This window comes from Chryseobacterium urinae (genome assembly GCF_030518295.1).
Lineage (GTDB): Bacteria > Bacteroidota > Bacteroidia > Flavobacteriales > Weeksellaceae > Chryseobacterium > Chryseobacterium mucoviscidosis.
The window spans coordinates 1-13,748 of sequence record NZ_JAULSJ010000025.1; the positions used below are offsets into that span (position 1 = coordinate 1).

General features: G+C 36.7%; 13 protein-coding genes and 1 pseudogene. 5 read left to right on the forward strand and 9 right to left on the reverse strand.

The features are described from left to right. Nucleotides 1–296: 296 nt before the first annotated feature. Nucleotides 297–797, forward strand: coding sequence for a DinB family protein (locus QWT87_RS15005; protein WP_302716909.1), 501 nt, complete (start codon nt 297–299; stop codon nt 795–797). Between the two features lie 387 nt (nt 798–1,184). On the opposite strand, the gene QWT87_RS15010 is transcribed toward QWT87_RS15005, so the two are convergent. The 3 genes and pseudogenes from QWT87_RS15010 to lptB form a co-directional block, all read right to left on the reverse strand. Then, entirely contained in the window at nt 1,185–2,141 is a 957-nt protein-coding gene (locus QWT87_RS15010) for a helix-turn-helix transcriptional regulator (protein WP_302716911.1), read from the reverse strand. Between the two features lie 54 nt (nt 2,142–2,195). Next, nucleotides 2,196–3,926 carry an ABC transporter ATP-binding protein gene (locus QWT87_RS15015; RefSeq protein ID WP_302716988.1) on the reverse strand — a complete coding sequence of 577 codons (1,731 nt, stop codon included), beginning with the start codon at nt 3,924–3,926 and terminating at the stop codon, nt 2,196–2,198. A 501-nt stretch (nt 3,927–4,427) separates the two neighbouring features. After that, nucleotides 4,428–5,153 (reverse strand): annotated as a pseudogene (lptB, locus tag QWT87_RS15020) (LPS export ABC transporter ATP-binding protein); the annotation flags it as partial. A gap of 176 nt (nt 5,154–5,329) precedes the next feature. On the opposite strand from lptB, the gene QWT87_RS15025 reads away from it, so the two are divergent. Beyond that, the gene (locus QWT87_RS15025) at nt 5,330–6,058 is read left to right on the forward strand and encodes a hypothetical protein (RefSeq protein WP_302716913.1); all 729 of its coding nucleotides are present in this window, start codon (nt 5,330–5,332) and stop codon (nt 6,056–6,058) included. Nucleotides 6,059–6,239: 181 nt separating this feature from the next. On the opposite strand, the gene hemB is transcribed toward QWT87_RS15025, so the two are convergent. After that, nucleotides 6,240–7,229, reverse strand: coding sequence for a porphobilinogen synthase (gene hemB, locus QWT87_RS15030; RefSeq protein ID WP_302716915.1), 990 nt, complete (start codon nt 7,227–7,229; stop codon nt 6,240–6,242). Nucleotides 7,230–7,349: 120 nt separating this feature from the next. On the opposite strand from hemB, the gene QWT87_RS15035 reads away from it, so the two are divergent. The 3 genes from QWT87_RS15035 to QWT87_RS15045 all read left to right on the forward strand — a co-directional run bounded on the left by QWT87_RS15035 (nt 7,350) and on the right by QWT87_RS15045 (nt 10,014). Further along, a complete protein-coding gene (locus QWT87_RS15035) occupies nt 7,350–7,700 on the forward strand; it encodes a T9SS type A sorting domain-containing protein (protein WP_076395580.1) in 351 nt (116 codons plus the stop codon). A 92-nt stretch (nt 7,701–7,792) separates the two neighbouring features. Beyond that, entirely contained in the window at nt 7,793–8,704 is a 912-nt protein-coding gene (locus QWT87_RS15040; RefSeq protein ID WP_108409980.1) for an ABC transporter ATP-binding protein, read from the forward strand. 2 nt (nt 8,705–8,706) lie between these two features. After that, complete coding sequence (locus QWT87_RS15045) at nt 8,707–10,014, forward strand: ABC transporter permease (protein WP_302716918.1); 1,308 nt, start codon at nt 8,707–8,709, stop codon at nt 10,012–10,014. An 81-nt stretch (nt 10,015–10,095) separates the two neighbouring features. On the opposite strand, the gene QWT87_RS15050 is transcribed toward QWT87_RS15045, so the two are convergent. The 5 genes from QWT87_RS15050 to QWT87_RS15070 form a co-directional block, all read right to left on the reverse strand. Further along, nucleotides 10,096–10,758, reverse strand: coding sequence for a porin family protein (locus tag QWT87_RS15050; RefSeq protein WP_302716920.1), 663 nt, complete (start codon nt 10,756–10,758; stop codon nt 10,096–10,098). 16 nt (nt 10,759–10,774) lie between these two features. Continuing rightward, on the reverse strand, nt 10,775–11,647 hold the full coding sequence (gene sucD, locus QWT87_RS15055) for a succinate--CoA ligase subunit alpha (RefSeq protein WP_047488432.1): 873 nt from the start codon (nt 11,645–11,647) through the stop codon (nt 10,775–10,777). 91 nt (nt 11,648–11,738) lie between these two features. Beyond that, nucleotides 11,739–12,641 carry a UDP-3-O-(3-hydroxymyristoyl)glucosamine N-acyltransferase gene (locus tag QWT87_RS15060; RefSeq protein ID WP_302716927.1) on the reverse strand — a complete coding sequence of 301 codons (903 nt, stop codon included), beginning with the start codon at nt 12,639–12,641 and terminating at the stop codon, nt 11,739–11,741. Nucleotides 12,642–12,824: 183 nt separating this feature from the next. Continuing rightward, complete coding sequence (efp, locus tag QWT87_RS15065; protein ID WP_087709289.1) at nt 12,825–13,391, reverse strand: elongation factor P; 567 nt, start codon at nt 13,389–13,391, stop codon at nt 12,825–12,827. Between the two features lie 17 nt (nt 13,392–13,408). Beyond that, nucleotides 13,409–13,747 carry a hypothetical protein gene (locus QWT87_RS15070; RefSeq protein ID WP_228408133.1) on the reverse strand — a complete coding sequence of 113 codons (339 nt, stop codon included), beginning with the start codon at nt 13,745–13,747 and terminating at the stop codon, nt 13,409–13,411. Nucleotide 13,748 lies beyond the last annotated feature (1 nt).

Sequence of the window (13,748 nt, forward strand, 5' to 3'; positions counted from 1 at the left end):
CTTCTTAAAAAATAAAGATCCTTCGACTGCTTCGCGCTCAGGATGACATCGCTAATGCTAACTGCTCTAATAACTTGGATTTTTTGTTTTTTAATAAAAAATGACCGATTAAAAAACCGGTCACCCTCAAATTATTTATCTACCTAACATTGCTTTAAGTATGATTATCTAACGGAGAAATATTAAAAATTATTTTAAAAAGAAAAAAAATTTTTATCCTGAAAATCCTACTGACAAACTGTTGTCATCACCCCGGTTTATCTTTGTATCAACAATAACAAAACAACATTAAAACTATGACAACTACAGCAACCATCACAAAACAGTTTATGACTTCGGAACAATTATTAGAACATTGGCAGGGTCACAGAAATTTAACGAGAAGAGTAATCGAAGCATTTCCTGAAAAGGATTTATTTGAATTTTCGATTGCGGGAATGAGACCGTTCGCAAAGTTAGCGGTCGAATTAATCAGCATTGGCGGACCGGCTTTGAGGGGAATTGTCGACAAGAATATGGAAGCTTACAATGAAGAAGGTTTTGTGCCGAAAACGAAGGAGGAGCTTCTGAAAAAGTGGGACGAAGAAACGGAAACGATCAATCATTATTTTGCGCAGATTTCGGAGGAGCGTTTTCAGGAGACTTTTAATTTATTCGGGCAGTATGAATTTCCTGTGTATCAGAATATTCTGTATTTTGTTGATAATGAAATCCATCACCGTGGACAGGGTTATGTTTATTTAAGAGCTTTGGGAATTGAACCGCCTTTTTTTTGGGAGAGATTTTCGGTTCGTTAATGCCTTTGTTCAAGCTGAAATCATTGATTCTCTCACGAAACCGCAGTAAGGAAAAAGAGAGGAGATGCATCTCATAGATTAAATTTTAACGAACTTTTATGATCTGCGGATCCGCTCTTCTTTAAACATGAAGTTTGTTTAAGCTAATTTTAAATTTAACCGCAAAAGAAGCAAAAGACTTTATAGAATTTATTAAGATATTTCAAAAGGTTTGCAAAAGGAATCTTTGATTTTTGTTAACTTATGTGTTTTTTTTTATTAATCATTAAACTTAAAATAACTAAAGTGTTAATCTTTTGCTTCTTTTGCGGTAAAAAATAAAAGTTTAAACATTATCATTTTATTTTAAATTATTGCCAGAAACCTCAACAGAAATTGTTGGGGTTTTTATTGATGCTTGCCTGCAATCTTTGACAACAAATCATTGAGTTGTACTTTGAGGGTTTCGGGTTCTAAAATCGTTGCATAATCTGCAAAAGTAATCAGCCAGCGCGGAAATCCGTCTTTAATGGATTCTGTTTCGAAAGTGAGTTCTACCATTCCGTTTTCTGCCTCAATTTCTTGGGTTAAACCATAATATTTTTTGGAATTGACCAGAAAAGTCATGATTTTTTTCTCTACCAAAAGTCTTACGCGTGTTTTATTGCCGTTGCTGCTTTGTCGGTAATCATTAATCTGCCCGTATTCTCCTAAAAACGGATTCTGGGTTTTTGAAATCTTTAAAATCCGGTCGACACGAAATTGCCGGAAGTCGTTTCTCAAGGTACAGTAAGCCATGATGTACCAATAATTGAATTCAAAGAAAACGCCGACTGCTTCAATGGTTCTTGTGGAAATTGCTTCATCAACGGTTTTATATTCCATGATTAACTGCCGTTTTTCGGCTATACTTTCCAGAATCGTGGGTAGAACGTCTTTAATGGTATCTTCGGTTTCGGCATGATACTGAAAAATATCAATCTGATTTTCAATATTCTGGATTAGATTTCTATCGGAAAATTTTAAAACGGAACGCACTTTTTCCATCGCGGTCTGATAATGATTTCCCAAACTCTGATGCGAAAATTTCTGCATCAATTTCTCGGCGGTGATGAAACTCAGAACTTCTTCTTTGGTAAACATGACAGGCGGCAATTTGTAGCCATCCATCAGAGAATAACCGCTTCCTGCTTCACCAATGATCGGAATTCCGGCATTTTCCAGTGTTTTTACATCGCGGTAAATGGTTCTTACACTCACATCAAATTTTGCAGCCAGATCCTGCGCTCTTACAAGCGGTTTCGACTGTAATTGAGTGAGAATTGCCGTGACACGGTCGAGTTTTTTGAGGTAATGGTCGTTCATTGGGTATGAAGGTCGGAGTGTTTTAATGTTTTAGTGTTTTAGCAAAGTTATCTTTTATCTTTTATCATTATAAGTATTAACCAATTTATCCAGATTTAAACTTCTCGCAGAGGCATCAAAAATTTCTCTGTAGGTTCCGTTGATCTGTACCAGTTCATCGTGCGTTCCGCTTTCCACTACTCTGCCTTTTTTCATGACGTAAATTTTATCTGAATCTAAAATCTGCGATAAAGAATGGGAAATGATAATCACGGTTCTGCCTTCTTTTATCGCATCCAGAGAATTTTTGATCTGTTCTGTGGCGATGGCATCGAGGCTCGCAGTTGGTTCATCAAGGAAAATAATCGGTGGATTTTTTAAGAATAATCTGGCGATGGCAATTCTCTGCTGCTGTCCTCCCGAAAGTTGCGTGGCATCGTGATTATATTTTTCCGGTAAATCTAAAATCTGTTCATGCAGATAGGCTTTTTTAGCCGCTTCCTTGATTTCTTCGAATGTCGCGTTCATATTTCCGTATCGGATATTATCTTCGATACTTCCCTGAAAGATATGGTTCTTCTGAAGTACCAATCCCAGATCGTTTCTTAGAAAAGTATTGTCAAAATGATTCAGATCTACCCCATCCAAAAGAATTTCTCCGGAATCGGGAAGATAGAATTTGCACAGAAGATTGATAATCGTTGATTTTCCTGCGCCACTTAATCCCACTAAAGCAGTGGTTTTTCCGTTTTCAAATTTCATGGAAACATCGTGAAGCGCTTTAGTTCCGTTCGGATACGTAAAATTGATGTTTTTCAGTTCAAAATTTCCTTTGATTTCTTTTTCTACAAAATTACCGTTCGGTTCTTTTTCGTCGTCTGCATTTAAAATATCAAAATAACCTTCTGCGTAGATCATCGCATCATTCATGTCATCATAAATTCTGTGCAGTTGTCGAATCGGAGCCGAAACATTATTGAAAAGCATGATATGAAGCATAATCGCGCCGATGGTCATCTGCTGATCGAGAACGAGGTAAACTGTCAGAAGGATTATCAAAACCACTCCAAACTGTTCAATAAACGTTTTTAATCCATCATAAATAAAATTTGTTTTTCTGGTGAACATCTGACTTTCCATGAGCTGCATCTGAAGATCATACTGTTTTTTTCCTTCGAATTTTTCACGGACAAAACTTTTAATCACCATAATGGAATTAATTAAATTTAAAAGTCCTGAAGTTTTCTGTTCACGCTGGTTTCTCAGAGTTCTTCTCACTCCGCTTAACTTCTTCGCCTGTAATGAGCTTACATAAAAATAGATGGGAACAATGATGGTGGAAACAATTCCCACATATACATTTTGCAGATACATGATGATTAAAGCAATAATCGCGTTGGAAAACAAAGGCAGCATATCGATAAAAAAGTTCTGCACCAGTCGTGTTAAACTTTCAATTCCTCTGTCTATTCTGATCTGTAGTTTTCCGGATTCGTGGTTTTCATCATTAAAATAGGCAACTCTGTACGTTAAAATTTTATCGATGGCAGATTGCGCGAGAATAGAACTTACATTAATTCTGATCTTTTCGCCATAGAATTTCTGTCCGAAATTGATGAAGATGTTCAGCAGTTCTTTTCCCAATAATATAACGGAGATGATAACGAGAATATGAATTCCTTCCGACATCGGATGCGGAAGATGCGTAAGTTTGGTTACCTCATCCACTGTGTATTTTAAAACCAAAGGATTGACCTGTGCCGCCAAAGCTCCTAAAAAAGTAAGAAAAAGTGTTCCGTAGATCATCAAACGATACGGTCTGATGAAAGGAACAAGCTGTTTATAGATTCCGAATAAGGTGACAGTTCTGTTGAAAGGTTTTGCCATACGATGATTTTAAATAAAAAACGTACCGTTTTACAGAGAAAAAGGTACGTTTTATTCTATTTTTCAGCAAATAATTGCTTTAATTTAATTTTCGAATACGTAAGTTGTAAGGTAATGCAACTCAGGTTTACTCGCTGCTTTTGAGTCTGATTCTGCCTGCTCTAAAGAATACATTGAATTAATCTCTTTCTTCTGAAACACAAAAGAATTGTTGGCATTTTTATCCACCACATCATTGAAAATATGCTGAATTTCGGAATTCCCCAATGAGGCAAAACTGATGTCTTCAAAGCCATACAGCAATCTGAGATCATCAAACTGCGCAAAATTTTCATCCACAAAATTCTGAAACTGGGTTTTAGAATCAAAATTTCCAGCCCAGATATTATACCCGTAACTTTTCTTTTGCGGTTTGTCGAAAATGCTTTGGTAAACGAAGTTTTCTCCTAAATAAGCTTCTCTTACCTGCGGATCGTTTGCCAGTTCTTCCGGAAGTCCTTCTTTCAGAATTCTTCCTTCAAACATAATGTATGTTTTGTTGGTAATAGCCAAAGTCTGCTGAACGTTGTGGTCGGTAATCAGGATTCCGATATTTTTATCCGTAAGACTTCTTACGATTTTCTGGATATCTTCAACCGCAATCGGGTCTACTCCGGCGAAAGGTTCATCCAGAAGAATAAAACTCGGATCGGTGGCAAGACATCTTGCGATCTCTGTTCTACGTCTTTCCCCACCGGACAAAAGATCTCCACGGTTTTTACGGACGTGCTGTAAGGAAAATTCTTCAATCAGCTCATCACATTTCATCTGCTGTTCGCGTTTTGAAAGCTTGGTCAACTGTAAAACGCCCATGATATTGTCTTCCACGGAAAGTTTACGGAAAACAGACGCTTCCTGAGCCAAATAACCAATACCTTTCTGAGCTCTGCGATACATGGCATCGGTTGTAATTTCCTGTTTATCGAGGAAAATTTTTCCGGAAGTAGGCTTAACCAAACCGACAATCATATAAAACGAAGTGGTTTTTCCTGCTCCGTTCGGACCAAGCAAACCCACAATTTCTCCCTGCTGAACCTGTACAGAAACGCCTTTTACTACTTTTTTAGGACCGTATTCTTTGATTAAGTTTTCTCCGCGTAAAATCATAAGGGCAAAGATAAAGTTTTTTTGAATTCAAATTTTAGATTACAAAATGGACTTGAAAGTTTTGTGAAATTTTAATACATCGTTTAAAGATTCTTCGAATAATATTTAACTCAAAATTTTTAAAAACTTTATTTTATTTCCATAATTTTAGACTTTCATCAACACTTATTATTACTATGGAAAATAATCAACAGCTTACCGAGCTTTTAGCTTTAGATCTTGGTGTAAACATCATCAACCGAAGACCTTATGCGAAAGAAGTTTTCAAATGGCAGGATATGGATCTGCTTCCGCATTCTTCCACCGATACTTTGCTTTGTGAAATCTACGAATGGAACGGAAGAAACTGGAGAACCACGAATAATAATCTCATAGGCTATTTATTTGGCAGCGACCAGTTAAGTACGGTTAAAAATCAATTGATGAATGTTCAGAAATTTCCGGCTCTGATTCCTGATTTTGAATTTACGAAAGAAAGCATGATTGAATTCGGGCTTGCTCTTCCCTCTCTTTTCAATATCGGAATTAAAGGCGACATTAAAAGTGCCAAAGATTTTTCTGTAAAAGTAAACGGCGTTACAAAATCCAGAATCACCAACATAGATTCTCCGGGAATAGAAATCCTCAGAAAATATTCTGAATTTACCCAAAATGAATCCAGATCATACAGGAAGAACATCAAATTTAATTATCTGAGTACTTCTTTATTTTACGCAGAAAGTGTGGAAATTAATCTTGAAAAAGACGCAGGAGTGAATCTTGATGTGAGTTTCCAGACTCAGGATGTTGAAGTGAAAACCAATGTTGATACGGATACAAAGAAAAATTTTGTTCTGAAATATACAGGAAATCAGGCTCCTTTTGCTGCAAAATTTACGAAAGGAAAAGATTTTAATATTTCCTGATGTTTTTATAATCAGGTTTTGGCCAAGTTTACAATCATCAATTATTTTCTTTGGTTTCAAAATAAGTTTTGGCTAAAGCCTAATTTGGAGTTCATCAATAAAAAACGGGCTAAAGCCCGTTTCTATTGATAAAAACATTTCGGATCGAAATGTTTTTTATTTAAAGTATAATTTGAAAAAATTATCTGTTCAAAATCATTGCAGCTTCTTTCGCGAAATACGTGAAAATCATATCAGCACCGGCTCTTTTAAAGCAGGTTAAGCTTTCGATAATGGTTTTGTCATTATCCAGCCATCCGTTTTGTGCAGCCGCTTTTACCATTGCATATTCTCCACTCACGTTATAAACCGCAATCGGAAGATCAATCGCTTCCCGTACTTTAGAAACAATATCCAGATACGGAAGTCCCGGTTTAATCATGATAATGTCGGCTCCTTCTTCAATATCTTTAAAAACTTCGTTTAACGCTTCTCTGGAATTATGAAAATCCATCTGATATGTTTTTTTATCCTTAGGAATTTCCATATTATCTTTCGGTGCGCTGTCCAATGCACTTCTGAAAGGTCCGTAGAACGAACTTGCATATTTTGCAGCATAGCTTAAAATACCCACATCCGTAAATCCGCTGTCTTCCAATGCTTCGCGAATGACCTGAACCCTGCCATCCATCATGTCACTTGGTGCCACAATGTCTGCTCCGGCTTCTGCGTGTGACACCGACATTCTTGCCAAAGCATCGTTTGTAGCATCATTTACAATTTTTCCGTTTTCGATAATTCCGTCGTGACCGTAAATAGAATACGGATCTAAAGCAACATCGGGCATTACCACCATTTCGGGAAGCGCATCTTTGATCGCTTTGATCGTGTTCTGCATCAGTCCGTTTTTATTCCATGCCTCTTTTCCGGTATTGTCTTTCAGGTCTTCTGAAACCTTCATATAAAGATTAACCGCTTTTACGCCTAAAGAAAATAATTCCTTACATTCTTTCACCGTCAGATCAATACTCCTTCTGAAAATTCCCGGCATCGACGGGATCGGTTCTTCTTTATTTTCGCCCTCCATTACGAAGATCGGCATTACAAAATCATTGGTTGTAAGAGAACATTCTCTTACCAGACTTCTTACAGATTCGTTTACTCTCAGCCTTCTATTTCTTGAATGTATCATTTTGGAATACTTTTTGAATGAAATTTAATGCAAATTTACTACAACTTATATAAAAAACTATTGCGTAGAATTGCAGAATTAATTATTTTTGTTAAAATATCCCTTAGAAATTATAATTTGATGAGAAAACTTTTACTTTTGTTTATCTTTTTAGGCGCATTTGTTGGATTTTCCAACAATATGAAAGCGCAGATTAAAGAGCCGGCTTCCTTCTCTCAGAAGTCTGACGACGGAGTGCTTGTTGCTTATCCTAATCCGGCAAAGGATTTCCTTATTGTAAAGGCTAAAGATCCTAACCTGAAAATCAGAAGCGTGATTTTCTATTCGATTTTAGGTACACAGGTTGCAAGTTATTCAGTCAACATGAATTCCGGAGAGATTAATATTGAAAAACTAAAGCCCGGTAAATATCTAATCCGATATATTCTGAGTGACAATACGATGAAAGTCACACAGATTATGAAACAATAATTTAAATCCTGATAATCATCAGGATTTTTTCTTTTAGCTTAATTATTCCGTAACTTTCGGAACATTTTTATCCTAATTATAAAAACAAATTAATGCTAAAAGCTGAACATATTAGAAAGACCTATAACGCAGGAAAAAAGGTAGCTTTGGATGATTTCAGCATCCATGTTCCGAAAGGAAGTGTTTATGGTCTTTTAGGTCCAAACGGAGCCGGAAAAACTTCTTTTATCCGGATCATCAATCAGATTACACAAGCGGATTCCGGAGAAATACAGATCAACGGACAAAAGCTTAATCCGGATCATATTAAAGATATCGGATATATGCCTGAAGAACGCGGGCTTTATAAAAACATGACGGTTGGAGATCAGCTTCTTTATTTCGGTGAGCTGAAAGGCATGAAAAAGAATGATGCTTTGCAGGAAGCCAAAAAGTGGTTTGACAAACTTCACATCGACCAATGGTGGAAGAAAAAGCTGTCTGAACTGTCAAAAGGAATGGCACAGAAAATACAGTTTGTGGTGACCGTTCTTCACAGACCGCATTTATTGATTCTTGATGAACCTTTTTCTGGTTTTGATCCTGTAAATGCCAATTTAATTAAAGACCAGATCATTGATCTTAAGAATAACGGAACTACCATCATCCTTTCTACTCACCGAATGGAAAGTGTTGAGGAAATGTGCGATTATGTGGCTCTGATTAATAACTCAAAAAAAATTATCGACGGAAGAGTTTTCGATGTACGCGAGAAATTCAAGAAAAATATTTTTGGAATCACGCTTTCTGATGTAAAAAACGATCAACTGGAAAGTTTTCAAAATAAATATGAAATTTTCAATATCAATCATGAAAATAACCTGGTTTCTTTTGATCTGAAAAATGAGACTGACCAAAATCATATTCTTCTGGATCTGGTGAATGTAGGAAAAGTAAGGTCATTCGACGAAAAAATTCCGAGTATGAACGAGGTGTTTATTAATGCGGTAAGCAATAATTCTTAGTTATGAATAACATTTTTTTAATTACAAAAAGAGAATTTCTTACGCAGGTTAAGAAAAAATCTTTCATCATATTAACGCTTTTAGCTCCGATTCTTTTACTGGGTTTTGGTGCGGTTATCGGTTTGATGTTTAAGGCTAACGAATCTCACAGCATTATTGAAGTAGTTGATAAAAACGGCTTGTTTAAAAATCAACTGAAATCGAATGATAAACTGAACTATGTTTTTGTTTCTGCGGCAGATGAAAAGTCCAAAATCAATAATCTGAAGAATAATGAATCTTTAGACGGGATTTTGGTTCTGCCTGAACTGAAAGACCAGAATTTTGATGAATTAGAAAAGAATACGAGGCTTGTTATCAACAATAAAATCGGGTTCGATACGAAGCAGAAAATTGTTTCGGACATTAATGAAGTCATCAAAAAAGAAAAAATAAAGAAACTGGGCATTGCTGAGCTACAGCTTGATAATCTTGACAAAAGTTTCAATTTAAAAACGATTAACGTCTCGGAAAATAACAAAGAAGATTCTGATCTTGCTTTCGGGGTAAAAAGCGTTCTGAGTATGCTTTTAATGTACGTTACATTTATGTTTATTATTATTTACGGAGTACGGGTGATGAGAAGCGTACTGGAAGAAAAAAATAACCGTGTTGTGGAAATTATTATTTCTTCGGTAAAACCTTTTGAACTGATGATGGGTAAAATTCTGGGGGTAACAATGGTTGCACTTACTCAATTTATCGTTTGGATCACCATGTCGGTTATCGGAGCTTTGGTTCTGAATACAGGATTTTCTGCTATTCCTAAAAATATTCCCGGGAATGAAGGTGTTGCTGAAAAATTTGATATTTTACAGATGGGAACCCAGATTTCACACAGTTTACTGGAACTGAATTTCCCATTAATTATTTTCGTTTTTATAACATTTTTCCTTTTGGGATATATCTTTTACAGTTCCATTTATGCCGCAATCGGTTCTGCTGTAGATAACGAAACAGAGACACAGCAGTTCACCTTGTTTGCAGTGCTGCCTTTAATGCTTGGAATGTACGGAAGTTTCACGCTAATGAATAATCCGGATGGTCCTTTAGGCTTCTGGCTTTCTATTATTCCGTTTACTTCTCCTGTTGCCATGATTGCGAGAATTCCTTACGGAGTTCCGGCGTGGCAGATTGCGCTGTCTATTAGCTTGCTTCTAGGAACAACTCTTTTTATGATATTTCTGGCAGGTAAAATTTATCGTGTAGGAATTCTGATGTACGGAAATAAAGCTACTCTGAAGGAAATCTGGAAATGGATTAAAGGATAAGTTTTAAACAGAATTTTTAAATAAAAAAACTCCCGAAACATTAAGTTTCGGGAGTTTTTATGTTTTGATTAGAATCAATTTTTATTTGAAGATGTAGTTTAAGCTTAAACTAAGAACCTGCTCAGACTTTCCTTTATTGGTTCCTTTCGGCTCCTGATCAAGGCCGGGATATGTATTCGTAACTCCGAAATCATATCTTGCCGTAAGTTCAAGCTGTCTTTTATAGCTATATCCTACTCCTAGTCCTATTCCAAAGTTAAATGAGCTCGCTTTACCGTTTACATTAGGGTAATTCGGATCAATCTGATCTTTTGTGTAGTAGATCTTAGGTGCGTTTTTAACGTTCTGACTTAATAAAAAATTAAATCTGGGACCTATTAACCCAAAAAATTCAGATTCAGATTCAGAAAAATACCCTTTAAACGAGATCGGTACACTCAGATAGTTATTTGCGTATACCGCGTCATAACCGGGATAGTTTTTAGCATCCTTATCTTTTCCTGTTTCTCCTGCTCCAAAGTAAACTACTTCAGGCTGTATGAAAAACTGGTTGGCTGAACCTATCGGTATTAAAGCCAATACTCCTGCCTGAACGGTATATCTCGGTCCGGAAGGGTTATGAGCATTCTTCACTCGGGAATAGTTTCCTCCTACAGTAACACCGAATCTTGTGCTGCCAAAATCGATCTGTGCGAAAGACATGGTAGAAAGTGCCAATGCAGAGGCTAATAAAAATTTTTTCATATCGTTATGTTTTATGTTATCCTAGAATTTTTGCAACAGTAGCACCGATGTCTGCAGGAGAGTCTACCACGTTGATTCCGTTTTCTCTCATGATTTCCATCTTAGCCTGAGCTGTATCTTCTGCTCCGCCTACGATTGCACCTGCGTGACCCATTGTTCTACCTTTTGGAGCAGTCTGTCCTGCGATGAAACCTACAACCGGCTTTGTAGAACCACTTGCTTTGTACCATCTTGCTGCTTCAGCTTCAAGACCTCCACCGATTTCTCCGATCATTACAACCGCTTCAGTTTCAGGATCGTTGATGAATAATTCCAAAGCTTCTCTTGTAGTTGTTCCGATGATCGGGTCTCCACCGATACCGATTGCTGTAGAGATACCGTAACCCGCTCTTACTACCTGATCTGCAGCTTCGTATGTAAGAGTTCCTGATTTAGAAACGATACCTACTTTACCTTTTTTGAAAACGAAACCTGGCATAATCCCAATTTTAGCTTCTTCAGAAGTAATGATTCCCGGGCAGTTCGGACCGATTAATCTGCAGTCTCTGTCAGCAATGTAAGATTTTACTTTCACCATATCCGCTACAGGAATACCTTCAGTAATACATACAATTACTTTGATTCCTGCTTCAGCAGCTTCCATAATAGCGTCAGCAGCAAATGCAGGCGGTACGAAAATGATACTTACGTTAGCTCCGGCTTTTTCTACAGCATCTGCTACCGTATTGAATACAGGCTTCCCTAAGTGCTCGCTTCCTCCTTTTCCCGGAGTAACACCACCTACTACGTTAGTTCCGTATTCGATCATCTGGCTTGCGTGGAAAGTACCTTCGTTCCCTGTAAATCCTTGTACAATTACTTTAGAATCTTTGTTTACTAAAATTGACATTTTATTATTTATTTAATTTATTTATTACTTTTTTAAATGCACACAAATTTAATTAAATTTCTTTGATTAAAGATAAATCTAACTAATTTGTTTATTTGAGATTTCTCAGTTTGACTTCTTTTTTAAGATACGTTTTAAAATCTTCCGCAAACATCCCGATGTAAGTCCCTTTTTCTAGATCTCTGTTTACTCCGGTTTTCCCTAATAATACAGCTCCGCTTTCAATTTTATTTCCTGACGCGATACCGACCTGTCCCCATAAGGTAACCTCATCACCGATAACACAGCATCCTGCAATACCGACTTGAGAAGCGATAAGACATTTTTTTCCGATCACGGTATCGTGCCCGATCTGAATCTGGTTATCCAGAACGGAACCCTCACCAATAATGGTAGAATCTGTAACTCCTCTGTCGATGGTACAACCGTTTCCGATCTCTACATTGTTTTCGATGACTATGTTTCCTACCGAAATGAGACGGTCGAAATTACCGTTTAGTTTTCTGTAATAAAAAGCGTCACCGCCTAAAACGGTATTCGACTGTATCACTACATTGTCGCCAATTACCGTTCTGTCGCCAATGACAACATTAGGAAAAATCAGGGTATTTTTTCCTATTTTCACATTATTTCCGATAACCGCAGAAGCATGAATTTTTGTTCCCTCTCCTATTTCGACATCATGAAGTTCTTCGGTGAAGTTATAAATTCTTGTAAAGTGGGTATTGATTTTATTGAAATCTCTGAAAGGGTCTTCGGAAACCAACAGTGCTTTTCCTTCCGGACATTCCACTTCTTTATCAATTAAAATAATCGTCGCAGCAGAATTTAATGCTTTATCATAATATTTCGGATGGTTAACGAAAACGATTTCACCGGCTTTTACCATGTGAATCTCGTTCGTTCCCAACACTTCGAAGTCTTCTGAACCTACAAATTTTGCCCCGATAAGTTCGGCAATGGTTTTCAGTTTTTGTGGCTGATGAAACGTCATATTTTTTTTAAATGATGTTTTAAATTTTCAACGGTGTCTTAAAATCCTGACACGGCTTTGTTTTTCCAACTTTAATCGCAGCCCGACTGCCCCTTCGACAAGCTCAGGGTAAACTACAAGGCTGCCATAAAAAATGAAAGCTGAAAGTTGTGATACTTCCAGCCTCATATTATTTGTGAATAATTATTCTTTTACTCTTTCTAAGTAAGAACCGTCTTCTGTGCTTACTTTGATTTTGTCTCCCGGCTCAATGAACAGAGGAACCATTACTCTTGCTCCTGTTTCTACGATTGCATTTTTAAGAGCGTTGGTTGCTGTGTTTCCTTTTACTCCCGGATCCGCTTCTATTACATCAAGGTAAACAGATTGCGGAAGTTCTGCAGAAAGCGGAGTTTCGTCCACTTCTTTCAAAATGATGGTTACTTCTTCACCTGCTTTCATAAGGTTTGAGTTTTCAATCATTTCTTTATTTAAATATAATTGAGAGAAGTCATCATTGTTCATGAAGTGAAATCCGTTCTCGTCATCATAAAGATACTGGAATTTTCTGGTAATTACCTTTACTTCTTCAATTTTGTGACCTGCAGAGAAAGTATTGTCGATTACTTTACCGTTGGTTACAGATTTTAATTTTGTTCTAACGAAAGCAGGACCTTTTCCCGGTTTTACGTGAAGGAATTCGATAACTTTATAAATATCGTTGCTGTATTCGATGCAAAGTCCTTTTCTGATATCGTTACTTGTTGCCATTAATTATTATATATTTTTTATTTTCTTTTGTTAAATTGTATTCCTTCGCCCTGAGTTGGCAGTCTGTTGAAAACATTATTATTGAATGAATTCACATTATTATTCAGCCTGTTTACATTCGTCTGGATCTCGGAATGATAGGGATTTGCGGTTCCAAAAATTGAACTGCTGCCGGAATTATTCTGTTTCAGAATATCATTCAGATTATGTTTAGCAATGCTGTCATTAGATTTTGAAGGCAGTCTTCTTTCCAAAATAGAAGTCTTGGCTGTTTTTTCCGTTTTTAATCCTTCTGTCTGTTGTCCGGACAAAAAAGATATGGTAAAAAACATTAAAACAAAAATCAGACTTTTCATT

Bases quoted from the DNA above. Each gene is read 5' to 3' on its own strand.
- QWT87_RS15005 (WP_302716909.1), top strand. From the start codon at position 297: ATGACAACTACAGCAACCATCACAAAACAGTTTATGACTTCGGAACAA.
- QWT87_RS15010 (WP_302716911.1), bottom strand. From the start codon at position 2,141: ATGAACGACCATTACCTCAAAAAACTCGACCGTGTCACGGCAATTCTC.
- QWT87_RS15015 (WP_302716988.1), bottom strand. From the start codon at position 3,926: ATGATCTACGGAACACTTTTTCTTACTTTTTTAGGAGCTTTGGCGGCA.
- QWT87_RS15025 (WP_302716913.1), top strand. From the start codon at position 5,330: ATGGAAAATAATCAACAGCTTACCGAGCTTTTAGCTTTAGATCTTGGT.
- hemB (WP_302716915.1), bottom strand. From the start codon at position 7,229: ATGATACATTCAAGAAATAGAAGGCTGAGAGTAAACGAATCTGTAAGA.
- QWT87_RS15035 (WP_076395580.1), top strand. From the start codon at position 7,350: ATGAGAAAACTTTTACTTTTGTTTATCTTTTTAGGCGCATTTGTTGGA.
- QWT87_RS15040 (WP_108409980.1), top strand. From the start codon at position 7,793: ATGCTAAAAGCTGAACATATTAGAAAGACCTATAACGCAGGAAAAAAG.
- QWT87_RS15045 (WP_302716918.1), top strand. From the start codon at position 8,707: ATGAATAACATTTTTTTAATTACAAAAAGAGAATTTCTTACGCAGGTT.
- QWT87_RS15050 (WP_302716920.1), bottom strand. From the start codon at position 10,758: ATGAAAAAATTTTTATTAGCCTCTGCATTGGCACTTTCTACCATGTCT.
- sucD (WP_047488432.1), bottom strand. From the start codon at position 11,647: ATGTCAATTTTAGTAAACAAAGATTCTAAAGTAATTGTACAAGGATTT.
- QWT87_RS15060 (WP_302716927.1), bottom strand. From the start codon at position 12,641: ATGACGTTTCATCAGCCACAAAAACTGAAAACCATTGCCGAACTTATC.
- efp (WP_087709289.1), bottom strand. From the start codon at position 13,391: ATGGCAACAAGTAACGATATCAGAAAAGGACTTTGCATCGAATACAGC.
- QWT87_RS15070 (WP_228408133.1), bottom strand. From the start codon at position 13,747: ATGAAAAGTCTGATTTTTGTTTTAATGTTTTTTACCATATCTTTTTTG.